The organism is Epibacterium sp. HA2-3 (assembly GCF_055693725.2).
The window spans coordinates 1,398,706-1,424,125 of record NZ_CM172490.1 but is presented as its reverse complement, the minus strand read 5'-3'; the positions used below and the strand labels follow the sequence as shown (position 1 = coordinate 1,424,125).

At 59.2% G+C, this 25,420-nt stretch carries 24 protein-coding genes; 10 read left to right on the top strand and 14 right to left on the bottom strand.

Going from position 1 to position 25,420, the window contains the following annotated elements; translation table 11 throughout:
* Positions 1 to 87: 87 nt before the first annotated feature.
* The 8 genes from ACZ1HH_RS06580 to guaA all read right to left on the bottom strand — a co-directional run bounded on the left by ACZ1HH_RS06580 (position 88) and on the right by guaA (position 8,523).
* Positions 88 to 705 carry a TetR/AcrR family transcriptional regulator gene (locus ACZ1HH_RS06580; RefSeq protein ID WP_011538720.1) on the bottom strand — a complete coding sequence of 206 codons (618 nt, stop codon included), beginning with the start codon at positions 703 to 705 and terminating at the stop codon, positions 88 to 90.
* Positions 698 to 1,567, bottom strand: coding sequence for a polyphosphate kinase 2 (gene ppk2 / locus ACZ1HH_RS06575; RefSeq protein ID WP_011538719.1), 870 nt, complete (start codon positions 1,565 to 1,567; stop codon positions 698 to 700). Before ppk2 ends, ACZ1HH_RS06580 begins: the two co-directional genes overlap by 8 nt.
* Before the next feature lie 61 nt (positions 1,568 to 1,628).
* Entirely contained in the window at positions 1,629 to 2,594 is a 966-nt protein-coding gene (locus tag ACZ1HH_RS06570) for an alpha/beta fold hydrolase (protein ID WP_472636191.1), read from the bottom strand.
* 9 nt (positions 2,595 to 2,603) lie between these two features.
* The gene (gene metA, locus ACZ1HH_RS06565) at positions 2,604 to 3,542 is read right to left on the bottom strand and encodes a homoserine O-acetyltransferase MetA (RefSeq protein WP_011538717.1); all 939 of its coding nucleotides are present in this window, start codon (positions 3,540 to 3,542) and stop codon (positions 2,604 to 2,606) included.
* A gap of 45 nt (positions 3,543 to 3,587) precedes the next feature.
* The gene (locus ACZ1HH_RS06560) at positions 3,588 to 4,460 is read right to left on the bottom strand and encodes an ATPase (RefSeq protein ID WP_472636190.1); all 873 of its coding nucleotides are present in this window, start codon (positions 4,458 to 4,460) and stop codon (positions 3,588 to 3,590) included.
* Positions 4,461 to 4,619: 159 nt separating this feature from the next.
* Positions 4,620 to 5,759: an OmpP1/FadL family transporter gene (locus tag ACZ1HH_RS06555; protein WP_011538715.1), complete on the bottom strand. Its 1,140-nt coding sequence runs from the start codon at positions 5,757 to 5,759 to the stop codon at positions 4,620 to 4,622.
* Between the two features lie 132 nt (positions 5,760 to 5,891).
* Complete coding sequence (locus ACZ1HH_RS06550) at positions 5,892 to 6,785, bottom strand: DMT family transporter (RefSeq protein WP_011538714.1); 894 nt, start codon at positions 6,783 to 6,785, stop codon at positions 5,892 to 5,894.
* 175 nt (positions 6,786 to 6,960) lie between these two features.
* Positions 6,961 to 8,523 (bottom strand): glutamine-hydrolyzing GMP synthase, encoded by a 1,563-nt coding sequence (gene guaA, locus ACZ1HH_RS06545; RefSeq protein WP_011538713.1) that lies wholly within the window; start codon positions 8,521 to 8,523, stop codon positions 6,961 to 6,963.
* A 196-nt stretch (positions 8,524 to 8,719) separates the two neighbouring features.
* Between guaA and ACZ1HH_RS06540 the strand changes: the two genes are divergently transcribed.
* Complete coding sequence (locus ACZ1HH_RS06540; RefSeq protein ID WP_011538712.1) at positions 8,720 to 10,264, top strand: trimethylamine methyltransferase family protein; 1,545 nt, start codon at positions 8,720 to 8,722, stop codon at positions 10,262 to 10,264.
* 19 nt (positions 10,265 to 10,283) lie between these two features.
* Here the strand turns inward: ACZ1HH_RS06540 and ACZ1HH_RS06535 are convergent, their stop codons facing one another.
* Positions 10,284 to 10,616 carry a DUF6477 family protein gene (locus ACZ1HH_RS06535; RefSeq protein ID WP_472636189.1) on the bottom strand — a complete coding sequence of 111 codons (333 nt, stop codon included), beginning with the start codon at positions 10,614 to 10,616 and terminating at the stop codon, positions 10,284 to 10,286.
* Positions 10,617 to 10,850: 234 nt separating this feature from the next.
* Here ACZ1HH_RS06535 and ACZ1HH_RS06530 point away from each other — a divergent pair, with 234 nt between their 5' ends.
* From ACZ1HH_RS06530 to ACZ1HH_RS06520, 3 genes are all read left to right on the top strand, one after another.
* Complete coding sequence (locus tag ACZ1HH_RS06530) at positions 10,851 to 11,897, top strand: DUF6456 domain-containing protein (RefSeq protein ID WP_472636188.1); 1,047 nt, start codon at positions 10,851 to 10,853, stop codon at positions 11,895 to 11,897.
* 191 nt (positions 11,898 to 12,088) lie between these two features.
* A complete protein-coding gene (lipA, locus tag ACZ1HH_RS06525) occupies positions 12,089 to 13,039 on the top strand; it encodes a lipoyl synthase (protein WP_044027117.1) in 951 nt (316 codons plus the stop codon).
* Positions 13,036 to 14,178: an amidohydrolase gene (locus ACZ1HH_RS06520; RefSeq protein WP_472636187.1), complete on the top strand. Its 1,143-nt coding sequence runs from the start codon at positions 13,036 to 13,038 to the stop codon at positions 14,176 to 14,178. Before lipA ends, ACZ1HH_RS06520 begins: the two co-directional genes overlap by 4 nt.
* Before the next feature lie 32 nt (positions 14,179 to 14,210).
* Here ACZ1HH_RS06520 and ACZ1HH_RS06515 read toward each other — a convergent pair whose 3' ends face one another.
* Both ACZ1HH_RS06515 and hpt read right to left on the bottom strand, forming a co-directional pair.
* Entirely contained in the window at positions 14,211 to 14,537 is a 327-nt protein-coding gene (locus tag ACZ1HH_RS06515; RefSeq protein WP_011538707.1) for a hypothetical protein, read from the bottom strand.
* Positions 14,538 to 14,662: 125 nt separating this feature from the next.
* Entirely contained in the window at positions 14,663 to 15,205 is a 543-nt protein-coding gene (gene hpt, locus ACZ1HH_RS06510) for a hypoxanthine phosphoribosyltransferase (protein WP_011538706.1), read from the bottom strand.
* Positions 15,206 to 15,279: 74 nt separating this feature from the next.
* Between hpt and ACZ1HH_RS06505 the strand changes: the two genes are divergently transcribed.
* Positions 15,280 to 15,726 (top strand): type II toxin-antitoxin system RatA family toxin, encoded by a 447-nt coding sequence (locus ACZ1HH_RS06505; RefSeq protein WP_011538705.1) that lies wholly within the window; start codon positions 15,280 to 15,282, stop codon positions 15,724 to 15,726.
* Positions 15,727 to 15,759: 33 nt separating this feature from the next.
* On the opposite strand, the gene ACZ1HH_RS06500 is transcribed toward ACZ1HH_RS06505, so the two are convergent.
* The 3 genes from ACZ1HH_RS06500 to ACZ1HH_RS06490 are packed head-to-tail and all read right to left on the bottom strand — an operon-like array spanning position 15,760 to position 17,878.
* The gene (locus tag ACZ1HH_RS06500; protein WP_472636186.1) at positions 15,760 to 16,239 is read right to left on the bottom strand and encodes a CinA family protein; all 480 of its coding nucleotides are present in this window, start codon (positions 16,237 to 16,239) and stop codon (positions 15,760 to 15,762) included.
* The gene (locus tag ACZ1HH_RS06495; RefSeq protein WP_011538703.1) at positions 16,236 to 16,733 is read right to left on the bottom strand and encodes a phosphatidylglycerophosphatase A family protein; all 498 of its coding nucleotides are present in this window, start codon (positions 16,731 to 16,733) and stop codon (positions 16,236 to 16,238) included. The genes ACZ1HH_RS06500 and ACZ1HH_RS06495 overlap by 4 nt, the downstream gene beginning before the upstream one ends.
* A complete protein-coding gene (locus ACZ1HH_RS06490; RefSeq protein ID WP_472636185.1) occupies positions 16,730 to 17,878 on the bottom strand; it encodes a bifunctional 2-C-methyl-D-erythritol 4-phosphate cytidylyltransferase/2-C-methyl-D-erythritol 2,4-cyclodiphosphate synthase in 1,149 nt (382 codons plus the stop codon). Before ACZ1HH_RS06490 ends, ACZ1HH_RS06495 begins: the two co-directional genes overlap by 4 nt.
* Positions 17,879 to 18,072: 194 nt before the next feature.
* Between ACZ1HH_RS06490 and dusB the strand changes: the two genes are divergently transcribed.
* The 5 genes from dusB (at position 18,073) to ntrX (ending at position 25,335) form a co-directional block, all read left to right on the top strand.
* Entirely contained in the window at positions 18,073 to 19,059 is a 987-nt protein-coding gene (gene dusB, locus ACZ1HH_RS06485) for a tRNA dihydrouridine synthase DusB (RefSeq protein WP_011538701.1), read from the top strand.
* Positions 19,056 to 20,144 (top strand): two-component system sensor histidine kinase NtrB, encoded by a 1,089-nt coding sequence (locus tag ACZ1HH_RS06480; protein WP_011538700.1) that lies wholly within the window; start codon positions 19,056 to 19,058, stop codon positions 20,142 to 20,144. Before dusB ends, ACZ1HH_RS06480 begins: the two co-directional genes overlap by 4 nt.
* A 17-nt stretch (positions 20,145 to 20,161) precedes the next feature.
* Positions 20,162 to 21,541, top strand: a complete 1,380-nt coding sequence (locus tag ACZ1HH_RS06475) for a response regulator (protein WP_011538699.1) — start codon at positions 20,162 to 20,164, stop codon at positions 21,539 to 21,541.
* Positions 21,542 to 21,640: 99 nt separating this feature from the next.
* Positions 21,641 to 23,920, top strand: coding sequence for a sensor histidine kinase NtrY-like (locus ACZ1HH_RS06470; protein ID WP_472636184.1), 2,280 nt, complete (start codon positions 21,641 to 21,643; stop codon positions 23,918 to 23,920).
* Positions 23,917 to 25,335 carry a nitrogen assimilation response regulator NtrX gene (gene ntrX / locus ACZ1HH_RS06465; protein ID WP_472636183.1) on the top strand — a complete coding sequence of 473 codons (1,419 nt, stop codon included), beginning with the start codon at positions 23,917 to 23,919 and terminating at the stop codon, positions 25,333 to 25,335. The genes ACZ1HH_RS06470 and ntrX overlap by 4 nt, the downstream gene beginning before the upstream one ends.
* Positions 25,336 to 25,420 lie beyond the last annotated feature (85 nt).

Below are 25,420 nucleotides of genomic sequence, written 5' to 3'. Positions count from 1 at the left end.
GGGAATACTGCGATCATTAAAAGGCTGCGGATTAAGCGCGCACGGATAAAAGAGGCACCGGGCACGGACAAGAGCGCCCTCAATCACTCAGCTATCTGGATCAATCAATCCAAGGCCCCGCAGGTACACGCCAATGCCGCTCTCCAAGAGATCCTCTGGCGCATAAGGCGAGGCGGTGCCCGGCGCGTTGCGCGCATAAAGTTCCACGACGCCGTGGCTCATAGCCATGACATGGGCCGAGAACATGGAGGCAGGCGGGCGTTTTTCGGCCGGTATATGTTGGCTGAGTTTGGCGGCGGCTTGTTCGAGGACTCCGCGCGCGCGGCTCGCGGCTTCTGCCAGCTCGGGCGTGCGATTGGCTGAAATGCCGCTTTCAAACATCGCGATATAGTGACCGGGGTGTTTGCGCGCGAAGGCGAGATAGGCACGTCCGGTCGCTTCAAACGCGGCCAGCGCAGACGACTGATATTTATCATAGGCGTGCTGCAACAAGTCCGCAAACATCAAAAAGCCCTGCCGTGCGGCTTCTGCAATCAGATCTTCGCGCCCCTCGAAATGGCGGTAAACGGCAGCCGGGGTGACGCCAGCCTGTTTGGCGGCCTCCGAAAGCGTAAACCCCGTCGGCCCCTTGACCTCGATGAGGCGCAGGGCGGATTCCACCAGAGCCTGGCGGAGATTACCGTGATGATAGCCACGTTTAGCCATCCCAGATCTCGGGGCCTCCACAAATCAGCGGGTCAGCGCTGCCGAGTGCAGCGCGATCCTTGTTGGCGTAGTCGACAGACAGCAGCACATGCCGGATGGCCTCAAGCCGCGCACGTTTCTTGTCATCAGAGCGCACGATGGTCCAGGGGGCCTCGGGGCGGTGACTCAGGGTGAGCGTTTCCTGGATTGCCTCTGAATAGGCGTCCCAGCGTTTCAGCCCTTCAACATCGATCCAGCTGAGCTTCCACTGTTTGAGTGGATCGCTCTCGCGGGCCAGAAAACGGCGCAATTGTTCGGCACGCCCCACATTCAGCCAGAATTTGAACAGTTGGATCCCTTCGTCGACCAGCATCTTTTCAAAGTCAGTGACTTGCGAAAAGAAGTGCCTGCGCTGGCTGTCGGTGCAAAAGTCAAAAACCTTCTCGACGACTCCGCGATTGTACCAGCTGCGGTCAAAAAAGACGATCTCTCCGCCCGCCGGCAGCTGAGAGATGTAGCGCTGGAAATACCATTGCGTTGCCTCGGTTTCGGTGGGTTTGCCAAGCGCCACAACGCGGGCCCCGCGGGGGTTCAGGTTCTCGCGGAAGCGTTTGATTGTACCGCCTTTTCCAGCAGCGTCGCGCCCCTCAAAGACAATCGCGACGCGCTGACCAGACGCCTTGAGCGACGCTTGAAGCTTGACCAGCTCGACCTGCAGCGCCCTGTATTGATCCTTGTAGTCGCCCTTGGAGAGCTCTTCGTCATAGGGGTAGCTGGGGCTCAGAATGTCATCCTTGCCAGCATCCTCGATCGCCTTACGCACCTCTTTGGGGGCTTCATTCTCGAAATACTGGCTGATTGCGCCGTCAAATGGCAAAGTCATTTCCACCCTGTCCTTTCTCGCCCGCACACACTTGCCCTGTCACTGTTCAATGTTAAAGCGATTAACGCAAGTTTGCCCGCGTTGCCGCTCGATGGACCGCTGCCACCACCTCCTGCGTGTGGGTCTGATGCGGCATATGTCCAACATCCGGCAACGGCGTGAGACGCGCGGTCCGGCTGTCCGCAACAAGGCGCTCGGCATGAATTGATATGCCAACGGTGGTGTCGGCGGTGCCGTGCACCACTTCGATGGGCATGCTGAGGTCAGGATACTTTGGCGCCATCGCCTCGACCTCGGTCAGAAGATTGGCGCGCTGCTTGGCATTGGCCCGCAAGGAACTGCGGCGCAGGCTCATGGCGAGCCCAAAATGATCTGCAAACCCGTCGGGCACCGCTTGCGGAGCAAAGACGTCCTTGAGCGAGTCGCGTACATAGCTCTTGGGCACAAAGGCGGTGAGCAGCGGGACGATAACCGCGCTGCCAAAGCGCGACGAGGTCAGTTTGTAAAAGGTCGGCAGCTCCGCGTCCCAAGGGTGCGAGACACCAGAAACGCTGACAACGGCTGCGGTATGCTGCGGAAACTCAGTCGCCCAGGCGAGCGCCACGGCGCCGCCGTAGCTCTGGCCCAGCACGATCGGGCGCTGTGCGCCGAGGCGCGCGCTGGCTTTTTGCAGAATGGCCGCCTGGGTTTGGATGCTGGTCCCATCAGCGGAGACCGCATCGGAATAGCCAAGCCCCGGTCGATCAAAGATCAAGATGCGATAGGCCTCTTCGAGCGCGGGCGACAGTCGGAACGTCATGTCCCGGATGCTGCCGTTGGACCCATGAATCAGCACCAGATCAGGGGCGCTGCCTTGCGGCTGGCCGCGCTCGACCACATGGATCTGATGGCCGTCCACGTTCAGGAACTGCCCTTGAGGCGGATGATTGGCGATACTCTCGGCCTCGCGCAGCGGGGCGCGCAGGGCGGTAAAGCCCGCAACCCCAGCAAGGCCAAGCGTCACGCCAAGAGCAAGGATGGCACTCATCCGCAAAGATCAGGCCCGAAGGTCCGTCGTGTCGAGACCGATGCGCTCCACATCATAAGGGGTCGTCTGATAGATTTCAGACACCCAGTTGCCATAGAGCAGATGCGCGTGGCTGCGCCATCGGTTGAGCGGGCGCTGGCTTGGATCGTCGTCCGGGTAGTAGTTGATCGGCACATTGATCTCGGTGCCGCTGGCGACATCTCGGTCATATTCTTGTTTCAGCGTGTCGCTGTCATATTCAAAGTGGTTGAAGATATAGAGCGCACGGTGCGCCTTGTCCTCAACGAGGCAGGGGCCGACATCGGCGCTGCCCAAGAGCGTGGTCAGACCCGGTGCGGCGTCGATCTCGCTCTGGCTCATTTCGGTCCAGCGCGACACGGGGATCACAAAATCATCCGAAAACCCGCGCAGATAGGGCGAGGTTGGCTGCAGGTTCTGATGCCGGAAACAGCCAAAGGCCTTGTGATCCAGCATATGTTTGCGCACGCCGTGAAAGTAATTGATCATCGCCATGCCGCCCCAGCAAACACCAAAGGTGGAATGCACATTGGTCTGCGTCCACTCAAAGACCTCGCAGAGCTCCTGCCAGTAGGTGACGTCCTCGAACGGCAGATGCTCAATCGGAGCACCGGTGATGATCAGACCATCGAATTTCTCGTCGCGCACCTCCTGAAAGGGGCGATAAAACTCTTCCATGTGGGCGGCGGCGGTGTTCTTGGTCTGATGCTCGGTCATGCGGATCAAGGAGAACTCGATCTGCAGCGGCGTCGCCCCAATCAGACGGGCAAACTGGTTTTCCGTCTGAATTTTCTTCGGCATCAAGTTGAGCAGGCCAATCTTGATCGGTCGTATGTCCTGACGCGCCGCTTGATCCGGCGACATGACCATGACGCCCTCGTCCGACAGGACGGAGTAGGCGGGCAGGTCAGCGGGGATCTTGATAGGCATGTCGTGTCCTTTGTGGGTGCGCTAAAAGTAGCAGGGTGCCGTTAATTAAGTCTGTTCCGCCCGTGTCTCAAGAGCGGATGCAATCAACTCCTCGAAATCGCTTGTGTTCTGGACCTGTGCCACCTGATCTGCCGTGACCGTCACGCCCCAATGCGCGGCCATCGCCTCATAGCGGGGCTGGCGGTGCGCAAGCGCCTGCGCATAGGTCCAGCGCAAGAAGGCATGAGGATCAACATCTGCGTCTGTGATGTTGTTTTCATTCAGATATTCCTCCCAAACACGGGTGAGGAAGGCGGGCTGATAGGCCATTGGCTTTGGGGCGCGATCAAACCGACGAATGAGCTCTTGCGTGTGATCCTCGGTGCCTTTGATCCAGACCAGAAGCGTATGCGCGCTGAGTTCGCTCAAGAGCGGATCATTGGGGTCATTTGCATCGACCCACTCGCAGATCGAGCCCCCGGAATCGCAGATGAAATGCGGATAGCCGTAAATGCGGTCGGAACGGTCGATGAAATAGCGCGTATCCAGCAGCGCGTCGATTTCGGCGCGGCGGAACTGGTCCTGGCGGGTGCGGTACTCCTCGATGGGCAGGCCGCCCTTTTGGGCGTCACCCGGCACCCCGAGATAGGCGGTTACGGCGCTCAGGTTTTCAAAGGTGATATTGGAGGAAATATCAATCGAATCCGACAGCAGAAGATCACGCAGAAACGGGACTTTCATCGCCTCCGCCTTGGCATTGTCCGCGATATATTCGCCCATATAGCGCGTCCCGATGCGGTAATCGGCAGAGTAATGAAACCACTGACCGGAGCGGCGCAGGATGTTGCTGATATAGGTTTTTCCAAGCCCGGACATGCCGAAGAAAAGAACCCGTTTTGAGGGCGCGTCGCGCCACGCCTGAGCGGAGGTATATAGCATGAAACTGCTGCCTTATTCGCGGTCTACGCTGCCTTGCTAGACAGGCAGAAGCGACAGGTCAATCACAGGCGCGACGCCAGACGCCAAGCGGCGCGGCGTCACCCACAAAAAAGCCCCGCCAGTGAGGGCGGGGCAGTTCCGTGTCCTTTGATGCGGCGTTTAGAAGTAAAAGCCAACCTTGACGGCAAAGCTCAGCGCATCGTTGTCGTTGAAATTCGCAACCGGCGTGCCACCCGGCGATGCAACCGCATCCCCAAGCTTGGTGTAGCGCACGCCCGCGCCGATTTTCATTTTCTCGGTCTGGTACTGCACACCAAGGCGGATCGCTTCCATCCCGTGGGTCGGCGCCAGCGGAGACACGAGGTTGTCGCCATCCGCGTCCTCATAGATATACGCGAGCGATGCGGACCAGTTCTGATTGAAGCGGCGTCCCACACCGATGGTGTAGGTTATGGAGTCATCCAGATCGATCAGATCACGGCCACCAAGCGCACTAAGCACCACAAGATCGGTGACACTGTGCTCGGCCCAGCGGATGCCACCAAAGACGATGGTGTCCTTGGCAACGCCGGACTGGAAGTCGAGGTTCACAGACTGAGGAGTCTTGGTGGTGGTGGTAGTATTCAGCGTCGTGCCGCCGATCACCGGAACGCCTGCAGGCGTTGTTTCGGTGAGATTGAAATCATGCTCGATTTCGGACTGGTAGGTCAGGGCAAACCGCAGCGCGATGTCTGGGATCTCGTAGGCAACACCGGCAACCCAGCCAAAGCCGCCTTCGCGGTCCACTTTCACGTTGTAGCCGGAGAGGGGAACCGTGGCGTTATAGGCTGCGCCTGCCAGGGTGATCTCGCCGTCGATCTCCTGATAGCGAAGACCGCCGTGCACGCTGAAGCGATCATTGAGCTTATAGCGCAGCAGAGCGGTGATGGCATTGGAATCCGCTTGCGCCATGGTGCCGCCGAGCAGTGCGGATCCGTTGGTGGTCGGATAGTCCACGTCCACGCCCCAGGGCTGGTCGTAGATGATGGCCAGAGACAGCTCATCGTTGATGTCGGTCTTGAAGCCGCCGCTGAGCATGTTGAAACGCTCGCCAACGTCGCCGCTTGCGGAACCGGCCGGGTTGAGGCTTGTGCGATCGTTGCCGCTCAGGTCAACCGATGTGGTGGCAAAGGAAAACTCCGCATAGGTGCCTTCCTCGAAAATCAGTCCGATCGGCTGTCCGGTGCGGTCCAAGCCGCTCGCCATCGCCGTGGTCGCCAGAAGCGTCGAAGCAACGGATGCCGCGATATAATGTTTCATAAAGATCCTCCCTCAGGCGCGTCGCGAAACGATGTTGCGCAGCGCTTACTGGGGAAAATCGTAAAAGAAACGTCACAAATCTCGCAATGTTGACGGGGCGGCAGCTTGTGGCGCGACTGTGCGTCACACGGCCTACTGTTGCCGAGAGGATACAATATTTATGAAATTCCCGATGAGAATAAGTGCCGCACCCACAAAGAGCCAGATCTCTACCGACTCGCCGTAGATGAGCCAGGCCAGAAGGGCAATGAAGGGCAATCGGGCAAAATCAATCGGCACCACCAATGCCGCAGGCGCCAGCGAAAGCGCGTTGGTAATGCAGAAATGGGCGCTGAGACCGGCGCAGCCGATCACCAGAAGATACGGCAGGCTCTGGGCATCGGGCAGGGCGATATCCATGTCCCAGCCCGCAAAGACAATCCCAAGCACCAGCTGCATAGCGGTGAGCCAAAACATGATCGACCAGATGCTCTCGCTGCGGGTCAGGCGTTTGGTCGCGATGTTGGTCAGCGCAAAGAACACCGCCGATCCCGCCGCACAGGCAAGACCAATGTTGAATGTCTGCGGGCTTGGTCGGGCCACGATGAGGATGCCCACAAAGCCAAGCGCGACAGCCAGCGCACGCATCCGGGTCAGCTTTTCGCCCAGAAACAGCGGCGCCAGCAGGATCACCCAGATCGGAGAGGTGAATTCCAGCGCAAAGACTTGCGCCAGAGGGATCACGGACACCGCGTAAAACCACAGGTTCTGTCCGGTGAAATGCGCCATGTTGCGCAGGCCGTGCTGCGTGAGCCGCTCGGAGCTGACCAAGTGCCAGCGCCGCATCAGCGTGATCGCGCCGGCAACGACGAGCACCCCGACAAGGCTGCGATACATCATGATTTCAAAGGTATCGAGCGTGAGCCCCGCCTCGCGACCCGCGATAGCCATGGCAGAAAACGACAGAATCGCCCCGATCATCCAGATCGCAGCGCGCAGAAGCGCGTTTTGCTGGGCAGCGGCGGAGTCTGTTGCGGTTTGGGTCATGGTGCACCGGTTTGTTTGGTGCAGAGAGGCGACAAAAAGCGCGGGAGGTCAACCCCCGGGGGATGACATCCTGGCGCTTCGCGCTCCTCGGTCTTTTGAGGCGGAGCCCGTGGGGGGCAGAAATGAAAAGCCCCGGTGCGCAGCACCGGGGCTCGTATCAGACTTGGGCCTGAGATCATTCCCACTCGATCGTGCCCGGAGGCTTTGAGGTGATGTCATAGGTGCAACGGTTGATGCCTTTGACTTCATTGATGATCCGCGTTGCGGTCTCACCAAGGAACTCATGGCTGAACGGGTAGTAATCCGCCGTCATCCCATCGACCGAGGTGACCGCGCGCAGGGCACAGGCGTAGTCATAGGTGCGACCGTCGCCCATCACGCCCACGGTGCGCACCGGTAGGATCGCCACAAAGGCCTGCCAGATCTCGTCATAGAGACCGTGCTTGCGGATCTGGTCGATGTAGATCGCATCCGCTTCGCGCAGGATATCGAGCTTGTCGCGGGTGATCTCGCCGGGGCAGCGGATCGCCAGACCCGGTCCGGGGAAGGGGTGACGCCCAATAAAGCTGTCGGGCAGGCCAAGTTCACGCCCGAGCGCGCGCACTTCGTCCTTGAAGAGCTCGCGCAGCGGCTCCACCAGTTTCAGGCCCATTTTTTCGGGCAGACCACCGACGTTGTGGTGCGACTTGATCGTCACCGAAGGGCCACCAGAGAACGAGACCGACTCGATGACATCCGGGTAGAGCGTACCTTGGGCCAGGAACTCCGCACCTTCGATCTGATCGGCGTATTTCTGGAACACGTCGATGAACAGCTTGCCGATAATCTTGCGCTTGGTTTCGGGGTCGGACTGACCTTCGAGCTCGCCGAGGAAGAGCTCGGTCTCATCCGCGTGGATGACCTGCAGGTTCATGTGGTCGCGGAACATGCCGACGACTTCTTCCGCCTCGTTCTTGCGCAGAAGACCATGGTCCACAAACACACAGGTCAGCTGATCGCCGATCGCCTCGTGGATCAGAGCCGCCGCAACGGAACTGTCGACGCCACCCGAAAGGGCACAGATGACCTTCTTGTCGCCGACCTGCTCGCGGATGGTTTCGACCATCTGCTCGCGATAGGCGCCCATGGTCCAGTCACCGCTGAACCCGGCCAGACGCACGAAGTTTTCATAGAGCGTCTTGCCGTTGGGAGTGTGATGAACCTCGGGGTGGAACTGAACAGCGTAGAAGTTGCGCTCCAGATCCGCCGTGATCGCAAATGGCGCGTTGGGCGAGGTGCCGTAGACCTTGAAACCGGGTGCGATTTCAGAGACATGGTCGCCGTGGCTCATCCAGACCTGTTCCGTCTGATCCAGGAACCAGCCGCTGAGCATGTCGATGCGCTCTTCGGTGGGTGTCACATAGGCGCGGCCAAATTCGGCGGTTCCATGGCCGGATTGAACAGTGCCGCCAAGCTGATGCATCATCACTTGCTGGCCATAACAGATGCCAAGGATCGGCACGCCGTAGTCAAAAATCTCTTGCGGCGCGCGGGGAGAGCCTTCGCGCGTCACGCTGTCGGGACCACCAGAGAAGATCACCGCCTTGGGCGCGAACTCGCGCACGAAGTCCATGGTGACATTCTGATAGGGGTGGATTTCACAATAGACGTTCAACTCGCGCAGGCGGCGCGCAATCAGCTGCGTTACCTGGCTGCCGAAGTCTATAATTAAAAGGCGGTCATGGGCTGTCTCGGTCATGCTTGGCTCTTAGGGTCTGGCGGGACGTCTGGCAAGAGGTCAGATGAGCTGTGGCGGGGCAAATTCTCTCTCCGAGTCCGGAAATTCTACTCTGGAATGTCGCATTTATGCGAGAATAGCCGTTATCCTTCGGCGCGGCCCAGTCTTGCTCCGATAATCAGAATGCACAGAATTCATACTGTCGTGAGGAAGAACAATGACGGATGCAGCACCGCGTCGTCGAAGCCGGGGTGGCGGTGGCGCCGCCCGTCGTGCCGAACGCACCAGCGTCAAGATCGAGACAGCGAAGTATATCGAGCGCAATATCCCGAACTACGAGGTGCTGACAGAAGAGGCGCTCGAGGTCATCGAGACAAACGCCGAGACCATCCTCGAGGAGGTTGGCGTCAATTTCGTGGATAACCCGGCCGCGCTTGAACGCTGGCGCGACGCGGGCGCCGATGTTCAGGGCGAGCGGGTCCGGATCCCGCGTGGTCTGGCGCGCAAACTCTGCGAAACCGCGCCGAGCCAGTTTACCCAGCACGCGCGCAACCCCGAGAAATCCGTTGAGATCGGCGGCAAGAACCTCGTGCTCGCGCCGATCTACGGCCCGCCGTTTGTGCGCGATGCCAATGGTGGCCGGCGCTACGCAACGCTGGAGGATTTCCAGAAGTTCGTAAAGCTCGGCTATATGTCGAAATGGCTGCATCACTCTGGCGGGACCGTCTGCGAGCCCACCGATGTTCCGGTGAACAAACGCCACCTCGACATGTTGATGGCGCATATCGAGCTCTCGGATAAACCCTTCATGGGGTCGGTTACGGAACCGAGCCGTGCGCAGGACACCGTTGATATGTGCGGCATCCTGTTCGGCAAGGATTTCGTGCAGGAAAATACTGTCACCACCTCGCTGATCAACATCAACTCGCCAATGACGTTTGACGATGTGATGATGGGCGCGCTTGAGGTTTATGCCAAGAACAACCAGGCCTGCATCATCTCGCCCTTCATCGTGGGCGGAGCAATGGCACCGGTCACCATCGCGGGCACATTGACACAGGTCCTGGCAGAAGTTCTGGCCGGTGTGGCCTATAGCCAGCTGATCCGTCCTGGTGCGCCGGTGATCTTCGGTGCCTTTGTGTCGTCGATCGACATGAACTCCGGTGCGCCGACCTTTGGCACGCCCGAAGCCTCGATGGTGACCTATGGCGCCGGGCAGCTGGCGCGGCGCCTCAATCTGCCCTTCCGCTCGGCGGGGTCGTTCTGCGGCTCCAAACTCCCCGATGCGCAGGCGGCCTATGAGACGGCGAACTCGCTCAACATGGGGCTCTTGTCCGGCGTGAACTTCATGCTGCATTCTTGCGGCTGGCTCGAAGGCGGTCTTGTTGCCGATTTTGAGAAATTCGTGATGGACGCCGATCAGCTCGGCGTGCTGCATGGACTGGCCAAAGGCATCCAGATGGATGAAAACGGGCAGGGCCTTGATGCGATCCGTGAGGTTGGCCCGGGCGGTCACTACCTTGGCTGCGCCCACACGCAAGCGAACTTCAAAACGGCGTTCTGGAAGTCCAACCTCCTGGATTACAAGCCTTTTGAGCAGTGGGAAGAAGAAGGCGCGCGCGACACCTACAAACTTGCCTCGGCGCGTGTGGAACATCTGCTCGCCACCTACAAACAGCCCGAACTGGATCCCGCGATCCGTGAGGCGCTGATGGCTTACATCGCAGAAAAGAAAGCCTCGATGCCCGACGCCTTTATGTAAGCGATTCGTGGTATTGAGTTCAAACGGCGTCCTGCGGGGCGCCGTTTTTTGTTGCGCGTGAGGGCTGCGAGCGCGACGCCAGATAGAGACGGCTTTCGGCGCTCAACGCCGTGAGGACTGCGACATGACGGGCAAAGGAATAGCCGGGATTCTGCCCTAGGCGCCCGCGCTCCTGCGTGGCTTCGAGGTCCAAAAGCTGCATCAGGATTGCGCCGGTGCCCTGCGATGGCGTCGACGGCAGAAGGCGTTTAAGATCGCGCTGACGGATATAGTCATCCGCCCCAATACGCGCGGTCCGCGCCAGCAGACGTGGGCGATGAAGCTTGGTAAGCCGTGTTCTAAGATCCTGCATGACAATTCCCCGAGCCTGAGTGAACAACAGGGGCAATAGTAAACAACCTAAACGGGTGTTGCACAAATCAGCATGTGAGCGAACGGTCCATTTCCAATAGTTTTGACAATTTGTGGCAATATTTTGAAATTGCCGAAGTTTTAACGTTCAGGAATGGGGAGAGATCAAGGTCATGATGCGTGTCATCCGGCCGGTGATCGGTGGCGTGGGCCTGGGCAAAGCTAGGGGTCAGCTATGAATGGAGTAACCCGGCCGTGTCTGCCGGATTGGGTACCTGTTGAAATCTCTCGTTATCTCGCGCACACGGTCTCTCAGATTTCGATCCGCGAACTGGCGCGCAGCGCGGCGTGTCACCCGTCGACCGTTATGCGCCAGATCCACCGTGTCGAGCAACTGCGCGAAGATCCATTGATGGACGGCGCATTGCAGCGCTTGTCTGAACTCTGTGATGCGGATTCAGATCCATCTGGGGAAATTTCCCATTACAAAGAAGAAGATGCAGTGCGAAGTTTAACGCTTCTCTCATATGGTGGTGCGGTACTTGCGGTTGGGCGGGATATGCCCAAGGCGGTGATCCTGCGCGAGGTCGGGTCCGAGGTGCACAAAACCGTCATAGAGCGTAGCCTTGCCGAAATCCTTGCGCTGCGCGATTGGGTCAGCTGTTTTTCCTCTGGCCGCGTCTATCGCTATCGGCTCAGCAAGGACGGTCGTAGCGCACTTGCCCAGCTGTCAGCAAAGGCCGAGGCGTGTCACCGTTCGCGCATGGAAACGACAACGCAATCGGGCCTTGCAGGACAGATTGCGAAGCTTTCACAGTCTGACGCAATTCACGCAAAACGAGCGCGGTATGGCCAGCAGGACACGCCGTTGCAAACCCTTGCGCGGTTGGTAGACCGTGATGGAAATTCGTTTCTGAGCAAAGAGATGGTACGCGCAGGTGAGCGATTAAGAGAAGATTTCGAACTCGCGCAGATTGGTCAGCATGTCGCCACGGAGCGCCGGGTTTTTGACGACAATCCGCGCGCGGCAGAGCATGCGCCGGGTCCGACAAACGCCCTCAGTCGCGACGCCTTCCAGCGCGCCTCAACCGCGCTTTGTGCGCTAGGACCGGGCTTGAGCGATATTGCCCTGCGCTGCTGCTGTCATCTCGAGGGGCTCGAGGTGGCGGAACGCGAACTCGGCTGGTCCGCAAGGTCGGGCAAGATCGTTCTCAGAATTGCGCTTCAGCAATTGCATCACCATTATGAATCTTTGCCGCCGCAAACCCAAATGATCGGATGATTGCTGTTTCAAATGCGGGTTTCATTCTGCCTTGGGTGGTAAAAGTTTCGGGCAGTTGTCCGCGCGCCTGAGTTCCAAGTCCGTTGCAGAACCAAGAGCGACACATCGTTATTGCGAAGCGGCACTGGTGGAGCAGGGCAGGGACTGTTATGTTGCCCCCAAATACCTGTCGCAGTCACAAGGAAGACCCTGTGAGAGATCTGAAAATCCCGGAACAGCGCCACCCGGAAAAGGCGCACCGTCCCGACAATGCTCAGCCCAAAAAGCCAAGCTGGATTCGCGTCAAGGCGCCAGGTGGCAAGGGCTATGCCGAGACGCATAAAATTATGAGGGAAAACAACCTCGTAACCGTGTGCGAAGAGGCGGGCTGCCCCAATGTGGGCGAATGCTGGAGCCAGGGCCACGCAACCATGATGATCATGGGTGAAATCTGTACTCGTGGCTGCACCTTCTGCAATATTGCAACCGGTCGCCCCGACACTCTGGATGCGTTTGAGCCTGGGCGCGTGGCGCATGCGGTGCAAAAACTCGGCCTCAACCATGTTGTGATCACATCCGTGGACCGCGACGATCTAGAGGATGGCGGTGCCGATCACTTTGCGCAAACGATCCGCGCGGTGCGTCATCGCTCGCCGCAGACCACGATCGAGATCCTCACCCCGGACTTTCTGAAATGTGCCCCTGAGGTGCTGGAAACGGTTGTCGAGGCCAAGCCAGACGTGTTCAACCACAACCTCGAAACCGTTCCCGGGCTTTATCCTGAGGTGCGGCCAGGTGCGCGTTATTTCCACTCGCTGCGGTTGTTGCAGCGCGTCAAAGAGCTCGATCCGAGCATCTTTACCAAATCGGGCATCATGGTGGGGCTGGGAGAGCAGGCTCCTCAGGTGAAACAGGTGATGGATGACATGCGCGCGGCGGATGTGGATTTCCTGACCATCGGCCAATATCTGCAGCCGACGCCCAAGCACCATGCGGTGGATCGGTTCGTAACGCCGGAAGAGTTTGAGTCATATGAAAAAGCAGCCTATGGCAAAGGCTTCCTGATGGTGTCGGCAACACCGCTGACCCGGTCGTCCTATCACGCGGGCGATGATTTCGCCAAACTGCGCGCGGCGCGGAATGCCAAGCTTGGGCTTGCATGACGCCTGACGAACTGGATCGGTTGATCGCACTGCGCCATGCACTTCATTCAGCGCCGGAACTCTCTGGCGCTGAACAGGAAACGGCTGCCCGCATCCTGTCCGAGTTGCAGCGCCTCAACCCTGATCAGATCCTAACAGACATTGGCGGCCATGGGATCGCTGCCGTTTTTGACGGCGCCGCGCCCGGTGCAACTGTTGCGATCCGCTGTGAGCTGGACGCGCTGCCGATCCAGGAAGAAAGCAGTCTCAGTTACATCTCTCAAACCTCTGGCAAAGCTCATCTTTGTGGGCATGACGGACATATGGTCATGGTTCTGGCCGTGGCCGAGGAAATGGCGCGTCAGCGGCCAGCCTCAGGGCGTGTTGTGTTGATCTTTCAACCAGCAGAAGAGACCGGTCAGGGGGCGAAAGCCTTTCGCGAAGATACTAAGTTCGCTGAGATCCGACCCGACATGGTTCTGTCGCTGCACAACCTGCCGGGGCTGGAGCTTGGGCATGTCTCCTTGCCGGTAGGACCAGCAAATTGCGCCTCGCGCGGCGCGCGGATCCGGTTGACGGGGCGGACCTCCCATGCCGCTGCGCCACAGGATGGGCGCTCTCCTGCGCTGGCGATTGCGCAGCTGATGCAGAAGCTTGCAGCGCTGGCGACGGGCGGCGCGTTGGATGAAGACTACGCCCTAACCACCCTAACACACGCCACTTTGGGCGAGCCCACTTTTGGGGTCGCACCGGGGGTGGGTGAGGTTTGGGTAACTCTTCGGACCGCAACGGATCGCAAGATGCAAGAGCTCATCGAAGCTGTGCACGTCATGGTCGAGAGCGCCGCCGCGGATCTTGGGCTTGGTCACATGATCACCTATCACGATGTTTTTGACGCCTGTACAAACGCTCCTGATGCGGTTCAGGTGATCGAAGCCGCATGCCACGCAGGCGCGGTTCCAATCACCCTGACCGAGAGCCCGCAGGCGTTTTCCGAAGACTTCGGCCAGTTTGGGAAATCTGCCCGGACCGCGATGTTCTGGTTGGGGGTAGGAGAGAGCCATCCCCAATTGCACAATCCCGATTATGATTTTCCGGATGCTCTCATCCCAATCGGGTCCGGGATTTTTATTCGCGCGATCCGTCAGCTGTTGGGGTAGGCTCAGCGCTCTGCCAGAATGCGGTCGTGTGATCAGTCGATCAGGGCATCGACAACGGCGACCGCGCCCACGATGGCGAGCGTGTCTTTGACCACCTCAAGGATTTCGCCATCCTTGCGCACATAGTGATGGCCGGGAGCCGGGGGCTGCAGTCCCCAGCGCTGATAGTCAGTGACATAGTCCCAAGCCCCGCTCAGATACTGGTCGTGCGCGTGAAGCTTCTTGACTTGTCCCGGCGCGTAATGCGCGGCGCTGTTTTTATGACCTGGTGCCCATTTGGGTGGACCGGCCAGCGCGGCGAGCGGTGCGAGGGTCAGCCCTGCAATCGCAAGGCTGGGGATGAGCTTTGAATATGACATGCGACGCTCCTTTGAACGGTAGGTTGCGTCAGTATATGTCGTACATGCCGTTCAGAGCCAAATCTCATGCGCCAGATGCCGCCGGTTGCATCAAGGCAAACCGGCAAGGCTTTGCTGGTCTGGGGTCACACTTCGGTGAAGCGCACTTTGCCAATGTGAGGCAGGTTGCGGTTGCGTTGGGCAAAGTCGATTCCGTAGCCCACGACAAATTCATCCGGGATCTCAAAGCCGATCCAGTCCGCGCGAAAGTCGACTTCGCGGCGCGAGGGTTTGTCCAGAAGCGCAATGGATTTGAGACGCGCAGGCTTGCGGCTCTTCAGGAGCGAGATCACATGGTTCAGTGTATGGCCCGTGTCGACGATATCCTCGACCACCAGCACGTCGCGCCCTTCAATAGCGCCACGCAAGTCTTTGAGTATACGCACTTCTCGGCTGCTTTCCATGCCGTCGCCATAAGAGGACGCCTCAAGGAAGTCGACCTCGATCGGGAGATCCAGCTCACGCACCAGATCCGCGATAAAGACAAAACTTCCGCGCAACAGGCCCACGACCACGAGCTTGTCGGTATCGCCAAACTCAGCCGTGATGTCGCCGCATAGCTCTTCGATTCGTGCAGCGATGGCCTTGGCCGAGATCATTACATCAATGACATATGGTCGCTCTGACATGCTTGCCCCCTTGAATTTCGCACGCGTTCATAGGACACCACGCGCCACCTGTACAGAAGACGAATTGAGCTGAGATGCCAACACATTCGGAAACCCGACCGATGCCCTATAGCGCCCAGCAGATGTATGATCTGGTGGCCGATGTGGGATCATACCCGAAATTCCTGCCGTGGTGCGCTGCAGCGCGCATCCGCAGCCGCACACCGCAGGGCGCATCCGAGGTGATGGAGGCGGATCTGGTGATTTCCTTCAAGGTGTTCCGAGAACGCTTTGGCAGCCGTGTGGTCTTGCATCCCAATGAGCACAAGATCGACACCGAATATCTCGACGGGCCGTTTCGCTACATGAAGTCAAACTGGGCGTTTCAGGACCGCGCGGATGGGGGCTGCGATGTCAGTTTCTTTGTCGACTTTGAGTTCAAGAACGCCGTGCTACAGGGGATCATCGGGGTCGTCTTCAACGAGGCGATGCAGCGGATCGTGCGCGCATTTGAGCGGCGCGCGGCCGAGCTTTATGGCTGACCACATCAGGCTCTAACAAGGCGGTTTGCGCCGTCAGGCGCCGCTGTGGCTAAGCGCCTGCATCAACATCGCCAGCGCATGATCGCGGCTGGCGAGGCGCACCTTGTCCCGGCCTAGCGCGCCAAACTCCACCAGTTCCGTTCTGGTCTCGGCCCCGATTTGTGCCAGACCGAAGCAGACGCGCCCTTCGGGCTTATGCTCCGAGCCACCAGGACCTGCGATGCCGGTGACAGAGATGGCCAGTTGCGTTCCGGCTTCCTTCAGCGCCCCATCTGCCATCTCGCGCGCGGTTTCTTCGCTCACGGCTCCAAACTCCCGAAGTGTCTCGGGACGGACGCCGAGCATCTGCATCTTCGCGGCGTTGGAATAGGTCACAAACCCACGATCCACCACCGCAGAGGAGCCGGGAATATCCGTGAGCGCCGCCGCAACCATGCCTCCGGTGCAGCTTTCGGCTGTGGCGATGGTGGCATTCTTTGATTGAGCTGCGCGAAGTAAGTCTTTGATATTCATAGCCCAAGCACCCCATGGGAGAGGCCTGCAAGCATCGCGACCCCTACCGCGGCCATACCACCGGCTATGACATCGTCCATGACAACGCCAAAGGGACCTTTCTTGCGGTCCGCCCAGCCCACCGGCCCGGGCTTCCAGATATCAAAGAGCCGAAACAGCAAAAATCCTGCGACCCAACCGGGCCAGAGCGCGGTGATCTCCAGTCCATGCAACCAGGCCGGCAGAGATATGGCCCAGAGCGCAAGCATCTGCCCCGCGAGCTCATCCAGCACGAATTCCGAAGGGTCCAGATCTTCCTGGCCGCGGGTCATTTCCTTGGCCGCCCACAGGCCCACAAGAACAGAGGCCACGGTAAAAACGGCGAGCAGAGGAAAGCCACCCGTGACATGCAACACATAGGTCAACGGCAGCGCGGCCAGTGACCCCCAGGTTCCGGGCGCAGGGCGAAAATACCCTATTCCGCAACAGGTTCCGAGAAGTTGTGGAAGTGTCATGCCCGCACCAATGTTGCTGTCGCCAGTGCCGCGATGCCTTCTTTGCGACCGGTGAACCCAAGCCGCTCTGAAGTTGTCGCCTTGATCGAGAGGCGTCCCATATCCATGCCCATGATCTCTGCCATCCGGGCGCGCATCGCCTCTGCGTGGGGGCCGACTTTGGGGTATTCACAGACGAGGGTGCAATCCACGTTATTGATGGTGAACCCTTTGGAGCGTGCCAATTCGACCGCATGGCGCAGGAAGATGTCCGACGCCGCGCCTTTCCACTGAGGGTCGCTTGGCGGGAAGTGGTGGCCGATGTCGCCCTCTGCCATCGCCCCGTAGAGTGCGTCGGTGACCGCGTGCATGCCCACATCCGCATCGGAATGGCCTTGCAGACCGCGCTCATGCGGCACTTGAACCCCACAGAGCATGACATGATCCCCGGGTCCGAACCGGTGAACGTCATAGCCATTTCCAAGCCTGATGTCAGGAATGTTGTCCATGGTGCTCCTCAATATGTGCTCGGCGCGGGAGAAATCTTCGGGCCGGGTGATCTTGATATTATTGACGTCACCCGGCGTGATACGGACCGCGAGCCCCGCTTGACGGGCAACCTCGACATCATCCGCTGCGGTGCCGTCGTGGCGCATATGCGCCGCAAGGATCGCGTCAAAATGAAAGCCTTGCGGCGTTTGCGCCGCAAAGAGCGCGCTTCGGTCCTGCGTGCCTGTGACATGGCCATCGGCCCCGGTCCAAAGCGCATCTGTCACCGCAAGTCCTGGCGCGGCAGCAGGCGTGTCATCAAGTGCGTCGAGCACCTGTTGGATCACCTGAGGACACACACATGGACGCGCCGCGTCATGAATAAGAACGCGTTCGACACCGATCTCTTGGAGCGCAATCAAACCGTTACGCACGGATTCAGACCGCGAGGGACCGCCATCTGCGAGCAATAATTCAGGGTAGGGCGCAAGCGCCTCGATCGCGTGCTCATTGTCGGGATCGCGCACAACCATGATGGTGCCGCACCCCGCACGTTGAAAGGCCTCGATCGTCCAGTCGATGACCCGTCGCCCGGCCAGTGGGCGCCATTGCTTGGCGAGACCACCGCCTGCGCGGGTGCCTTTGCCGGCGGCAACGATCAATACGGCGAGGGTCATGGCGCGGTGTTCGTCCTGTGCATGAGCAACTTGCCGGCGTGTTTAAGCTGCGGCGGATAAAGTAGCAATGTTTCGAGCAGGTGTGATTAAAAAATAGGCATACAGTGTCATGAGCAGGGCTGGAATGGCGTGTTGGAATGGAGCATAGCTCCGATTCAAGCTAAAAAACACTCGTATGCATAAGGATTAAGCAGTTGTCCTTTTCAGTTGGACCCACACATCTCGATCCCCCCGTCGCTCTGGCGCCCATGGCCGGGATCACTGACCGCCCGTTTCGGGATCTGGTGCGCTCTTTCGGGGCGGGCCTAGTGGTGAGCGAGATGGTCGCCAGTCAGGAGATGGTTCAAGCCAAGCCCGGCGTGCGCGAGAAGGCGGAACTGAGCGCCGATGTGGAGAATACCTCGGTTCAGATCGCCGGGCGCGACGCGTATTGGATGGCAGAGGCCGCGCGTCAGGTGGCAGATCGTGGGGCGCGGATGATCGACATCAACATGGGATGTCCGGCAAAGAAAGTGACCAACGGCTATTCGGGCTCTGCGCTCCTGAAGACCCCCGATCACGCGCTGTCGTTGATTGAGGCAGTCGTTCAGGCGGTGGATGTGCCTGTCACGCTCAAGACCCGGTTGGGGTGGGACGATAACTGTCTCAATGCCGCTGATGTGGCGCGCCGCGCCGAAGCCGCGGGTGTCCAGATGGTCACTATCCATGGTCGTACCCGGTGCCAGTTTTACAAAGGTCATGCTGACTGGGCTGCGATCTCGGAGATCAAGAATGCGATCTCTGTTCCCTTGCTGGCCAATGGCGATATTGTCGATGCAAAAAGCGCGGGCAAGGCGCTCTCAGACTCCGGAGCGGATGGCGTCATGATCGGGCGCGGTGTGCAGGGAAGACCCTGGCTTCTGGCTCAGATCGCGCATGATCTCTGGGGCACGGCTGCTCCGGACGTTCCCGAAGGGCGCGCATTTATTGATCTGGTTTCAAAGCACTACGAGGCGATGCTTGCCTTTTATGGGGCGGAGTTGGGCCTCCGCGTCGCGCGCAAGCACCTAGGCTGGTATATGGATGAGGCCGGGACACCTGCGGCCCTGCGGCGCGAGGTTCTGACGGCCAAATCCCCCTCTGATGTGTTGCGATTGCTCCCGAGTGCGCTTCAGGGAACTGAGCAGGAGACTGCCGCATGAATGATGCCTCGAATCCTCACAGCAACGACTGCGACATCTGGGCTTCGCTGCCGGTACCCGCGTTTCTGGTCGATGAGCATAATTGCATTGAAGATGTGAACTCAGCTGCTGAGGGCTTTATCAACTCCTCGCGCAAGTCCCTGATTGGTAAGAAAATCTGGCAGAAGGTCGCGATTGAGTCCTCGATCGAACTGGCCTTTGACAAGGCTCGAGAGCAGGGCACGCCCCTATTTGTGAATGATGTCGATGTCGGCGCCCGCGAACGCGCACCGTTGCAATGTGCTGTGCAGATTGCGCCGCTCCACGGGCATCCTGGTCATATGCTGCTGATGCTCTCGCCGCGAGAGCTTGCGGGGCGGATGACGCAGACCCACTCCGCCAAATCGGCCGCGCAATCGGCGATCGGCATGGCAGAGATGCTGGCGCATGAAATCAAGAACCCTTTGGCGGGGATCACCGGTGCCGCGCAGCTTCTGAGCATGAACCTCTCCACGGATGACCTTGAACTTACGGATCTAATCGTGAGTGAGAGCCGCCGGATCGTGAAGCTGCTGGAGCAGGTGGAGCAGTTTGGAAATCTCTCCGAGCCGGACTTCAAACCGGTCAATCTGCATGATGTTCTGGACCGCGCGCGCCGCTCCGCGCTGCTGGGCTTCGGCGCACATATGAAGATTGTCGAGAAATACGACCCCTCGCTGCCGCTGGCCTGGGGCGACCCGGATCAGCTGTTGCAGGTGGTTTTGAACCTTCTCAAGAACGCCTCCGAGGCCGCAGGCAGCGCGGGTGGCACCATTACGGTACGCACCTTTTATGAACACTCCTTCCGCCTGCGTCGCAGCGACGGACAGGGCAAGCTGCTGCCCTTGCAGATCGAGATCAGCGACGATGGGCCAGGGCTGCCGGAGAAGATCCGTGACGATATCTTTGAGCCTTTTGTCTCTGGCAAGGAGAACGGAACAGGTCTTGGCCTGGCCTTGGTCAGCAAGATCATCGGCGACCATAACGGTTGGATTTCCGTGCGCTCAGAGCCCGGCAACACGACCTTCAGACTGTCGCTTTCGCGCGTTCCGCGAGAGCAGAAATAACTCAGGAGACCAAAGACATGGATGGCACAGTTCTTGTTGCAGATGATGACCGTACGATCCGCACTGTGCTCACACAGGCGCTGACGCGGGCGGGGTGCAAGGTCCATGCGACGTCCTCTCTCACAACGTTGATGCGCTGGGTTGGCGAAGGCAAAGGCGATGTTGTGATCTCGGATGTGATGATGCCGGACGGCAATGGGCTGGAGATGCTCCCCAAGATTGCCCAGGACCGGCCCGGGCTGCCGGTCATCGTGATCTCGGCGCAGAATACGATCATGACCGCCATCAAGGCTGCCGAAGCCGAAGCCTATGACTATCTGCCCAAACCTTTTGACCTGCCTGAGCTGATGAAGCGCACGGCCAAGGCCCTCACGGAAAAGCGCAGCGCCCAGAGCACCAGCCATGTCGAGGTCGTCGAGGAGCGACCCGATGAGCTGCCGCTGGTGGGGCGCACAGAGGTGATGCAGACGCTCTATCGTCTGATTGCGCGGGTTATGAACACCGATATGCCGCTTTTGATCACGGGCGAGAGCGGGTCTGGGAAGTCCTTGATTGCCAAGGCAATACACGATTTCTCGGACCGCAGGACCCTGCCATTTGTGGTCGCTGAGGCGTCTGATCTCATCGAGCTTGAAGGCCCCTCGCGCCTGCTCAGTCAAGTGAAGGGCGGCACCTTGCTGGTCGATGAGCTGGTTGATCTGACCGATGAGGCTCAGGCGCGGCTTGTGCGGATGATGGATTCGCCCGGAGACCACGCACCACGCTTTATTGCGACCTCCAGTCAGCAAGATCTTGCTGAACAGATCGAAGCCGGCAAACTGCGTCAGGATCTCTACTACCGGATTTGCGGGACGGAGCTTGCGGTGCCTGCGTTGCGCGAACGGGTCGAGGACATCGCACTTCTGTGTGAGCATTTCCTGACCCGTGCGGACGCCGAAGGGGGGCCGCGACGCATGCTGAGCGACGAAGCGCGGGACCTCTTGCGGCACTATTCTTGGCCTGGGAACGTGCGTCAGCTTGAAAATATCGTGAAAAGACTGGCGCTTACAGCGCGCGGAGATACAATCAGCAAGTCGGAAGTCGCCGCAGCGCTTGGGCCGCAGAGCACCGGAGTTGCGCCCGTCATGGGGGGCGGGGCAAGCAATGAAAAGCTCTCCGAATCTGTGGCGCGCCACCTGCAGAGATATTTCGATCTGCATGGCGACATGCTGCCACCACCGGGGCTGTATGCGCGGCTGCTGCGCGAAGTCGAAGCGCCGTTGATCGAGATCTCGCTTGCTGCAACCGGCGGAAATCAGGCGAAATGTGCCGATCTCCTCGGGATCAACCGAAATACGCTGCGCAAGAAAATCACTGATCTCGATATAGAGGTGACACGCCGCCGCAAACTGATGTAATATCGCCACAGCAGCGTTGCCCGGAGGTCAATAGGCCCATGGGGCAACGCGAGATAGTGTGGTGAGCCAAGAAGGCTCAACATCAACTGGGGGCAGGCGGTGGCACAGTTGTCACATATCCGTTCGGTGTATCTGTGGCTTGGCGCCCTGGATCGCTGGCGTAAGACGCGCCGCGCGCGCAACATCACCACCTTGGGGCTGGTGTTGCTCGGGCCCATCATGGCTTTGGTGACATTTCTTGTGATCGGTCCCTTTGGCCAGAATGCGAGCTCCCCGGCGCTGCGCCTGATCCTGCTCGCTGATCTTGTCTATGTGCTGTCGATTGCAGCGCTGGTCCTCAGCCAGATCGGACGTCTGATCGCCGCGCGGCGTGAGAAGTCGGCGGGCTCGCGTCTGCACCTGCGATTGATCGGCGCCTTTGCCTTCCTCGCGCTGGTGCCCACCGTGACGGTTGCGGTCTTTGCTGTCTTGACGGTGAACGTGGGTCTTGAGGGCTGGTTTTCCGAGCGCGTGCGCGATGTGATTGGCAACTCGGTCAAGGCTGCAGAAGCCTATGAACGCCAGCAGCGTCAGGATCTCGAACAGGATGCGCTGGCGCTGGCGCGTTTTCTGGATCGAAGCCGGAACAAGAATTTCTTCATGAGCGACGGGCAGTTGCGGCAGGTTCTGTCGCAAGGCCAGCTGCAGATCCAGCGCGGCCTGCAAGAGGCCTATGTGATCAATGGGATCGGGGCGATCCAAACCCGCGGAGAGCGATCCTACGAGTTTGACTTCGAAGAACCCACTGATGCACAGATCGCAGCCGCCGAATCCGAGGGGCTGCACCTGATCCAGGATTGGGACAATAGCGAGTTTCGCGCCCTGGTGCGTCTCAACGCCTTTGTGGATCGGTATCTCTACGTCAGTCGTGAAGTCGACGGTGAACTGCTGAACCTGCTCGACGACACCCAGGAAACTGCGCATCTTTATCAACAACTCGAGAGTGAGCGCGGGCGGGTGCTATTTGAATTCGGCCTGTTGTATCTCGGCTTTGCAGTGATCCTGATCCTTGCGGCGATGTGGCTTGGCATGTGGTTTGCGGAGCGCCTTTCACGCCCGGTCGGGCGCTTGACGGTTGCGGCGCAGCGTGTGGGCGGTGGCAATCTGAGCGTTCAGGTGGTCGAAGAGAACGGCGACGACGAAATTGCGCAATTGGGGCGTTATTTCAATCAGATGACGCAGCAACTTCAGGCACAACGTGAAACCTTGCTACAGAACACGCATCAGATCGAGCAGCGCCGTCGTCTGTTTGACTCGGTGCTGTCGTCGGTGACCTCTGGCGTTGTGGGGCTTGATGCCAAGGGCTGCGTGACCTTTGTGAACACCTCGGCCAAGCGCTTGCTGGATTGGCGTGAGGACCAGAAGTCACTTGCACTTGCGGTGGCCATTCCGGAGTTTGGCCCGCTGTTTGACGATCTCGTCAAAGGCGGCAGCAACAATGCCCAGGGTGAGATCAAAGTAACCCGACAAGGGCAGTTGGAGAACCTCCTTGTGCGGATGTCGCGCCGACACGGCGATGACAATACGCTCGAGGGCTATGTGGTTGCCTTTGACGATGTCACCGATCTCGTGAGTGCGCAGCGCATGGCGGCATGGGGTGACGTGGCGCGCCGGATCGCCCATGAGATCAAGAACCCGCTCACCCCGATCCAGCTCAGCGCGGAGCGGATCAAGCGCAAGTTTGCTCCAAAACTCGGCGAAGAGCAGAGCGATCAACTGCAGTCGATGACCGATGTTATTGTGCGTCAAACCAACGACTTGCGTCGCATCGTTGATGAGTTTTCAAAATTTGCACGGATGCCGGAACCCGATCGACACGAAGAAGACCTAGGCGCGCTGGTGCATAGTGCCGTGTTGCTGCAGCAAGCCGGGCAACCTGATCTCAAGATCCACGCGCAGATCCCGGATCATCCGCTGAACGTGGATGTTGACGCCACAATGATCGGGCAGGCGCTGACCAATCTTATCAAGAACGCGGGCGAAGCCACGGAGACCTTGCGCAAGAAAGGCGTAGAGCCGGGCTATGCGCCGGAGATCCGGGTGGATGTGAGCAGCGATGACAGCGGGTTTGTCATTACGATTGCGGACAATGGGATCGGCTTGCCCGCAGATCGCGCCCGGCTGTTTGAACCCTATGTCACCACCCGTGACGAGGGCACAGGCCTCGGCCTGCCGATCGTAAAGAAAATTATCGAAGAGCATGGTGGCAGTTTGGTGCTGGAAGACGCGCCCATCTTTGACGGGATGAGCCACCAAGGCGCAATGGCGGTGATCCGTCTCCCGGCGCTGGCGCCAGGAAATGCCGTCCAGAAACAAACTATAGTAGCAGGGCTGACATGAGTGATATTCTGATTGTTGATGATGAACGTGACATCCGGGAGCTGGTTTCAGACATCCTGGAGGACGAAAGCTACGCCACGCGCAAAGCGGCCAATTCCGAAGAATGCATGGCCGCCTTTGAAGACGCTCCGCCTGCGCTGCTGATTTTGGACATCTGGCTCAAGGACAGCCAGATGGATGGGATCGACATCCTGAAAACCGTAAAGCGGGATTACCCGGAGGTTCCGGTGGTCATCATCTCTGGGCACGGCAACATCGAAATTGCGGTCGCGGCGATCAAGCAGGGCGCTTATGACTTCATCGAGAAGCCCTTTAATATCGACCAGTTGATGGTTGTGATCCGGCGCGCGATGGAGACCTCTCGCCTGCGTCGCGAGAACACGGATCTGCGCCGCAAGGATGTGGGTGCAACAGATATGGTCGGAACGTCGCCCGCGTTTCGTGCCTTGACCAGCCAGCTTGACAAGGTGACGAAATCCAATGGGCGCGTCATGCTCACCGGGCCTGCGGGCAGCGGCAAGGAAGTAGCAGCCCGCTATATTCACGCAAACTCCCACCGCGCCAGTGAGCCTTTTGTCACCGTGAATTGCGCCAGCATTGAGCCCGAGCGCATGGAAGATGTGCTCTTTGGGCGTGAGAGCAGCGAACGCGGCATCGAGCCGGGGCTGCTGGAACAGGCAGACGGGGGCGTCGTCTTTTTTGACGAAGTGGCGGATATGCCCTCTGGGACTCAATCCAAGATCCTGCGCGTGCTGGTGGATCAGCAGTTTGTGCGCGTTGGCGGCACCGAGAAGGTCAAGGTGGACCTGCGGGTGATCTCGGCCACAAATCGCGATCTCGAACAGGAGATCAAGGATGGCAACTTCCGTCAGGAATTGTATCACCGTCTGAATGTGGTTCCGATCTGCGTGCCATCGCTCTCGGACCGGCGCGAGGACATCCCGCTGCTGGCGGAGTATTTCATCGAAGGCTTCAACCAGACGCAGGGCCTGCCACTGCGCGCCCTTAGCGAAGACGCCGTGGCCTTGATGCAGACGATGACCTGGCCGGGCAATGTGCGCCAGCTGAAGAATCTGGTGGAACGCGTTCTGATCCTTGGAGAAACCTCCGGTCCCATTCAGGCAAAGGATCTGCCGAGCGAAGAAGAAAAGGTCGAAACAGAAGGTCGCGTCGTGCTCTCTGGCGCCTTGGCTACGCTGCCTTTGCGCGAGGCACGCGAGGCCTTTGAACGCGAATATCTTCTGACGCAGATCAATCGCTTTGGCGGCAACATCAGCCGCACGGCCTCCTTTGTGGGCATGGAACGCTCGGCGCTCCACCGCAAACTGAAATCGCTCGGCGTTGTCACATCGAACAAGGCGGGCGCGCGGGTGGCGCGGGTCGAGAGCGAGGAAGCCACGGAAGAGACAGCGTAAATCAGGTGTAGGCCAGGGCTGCGGCGGGACAATTGAATTGACCCCCTTCGCACCATCTGGCATGCAAATCAGGCAGTCCAGCGCC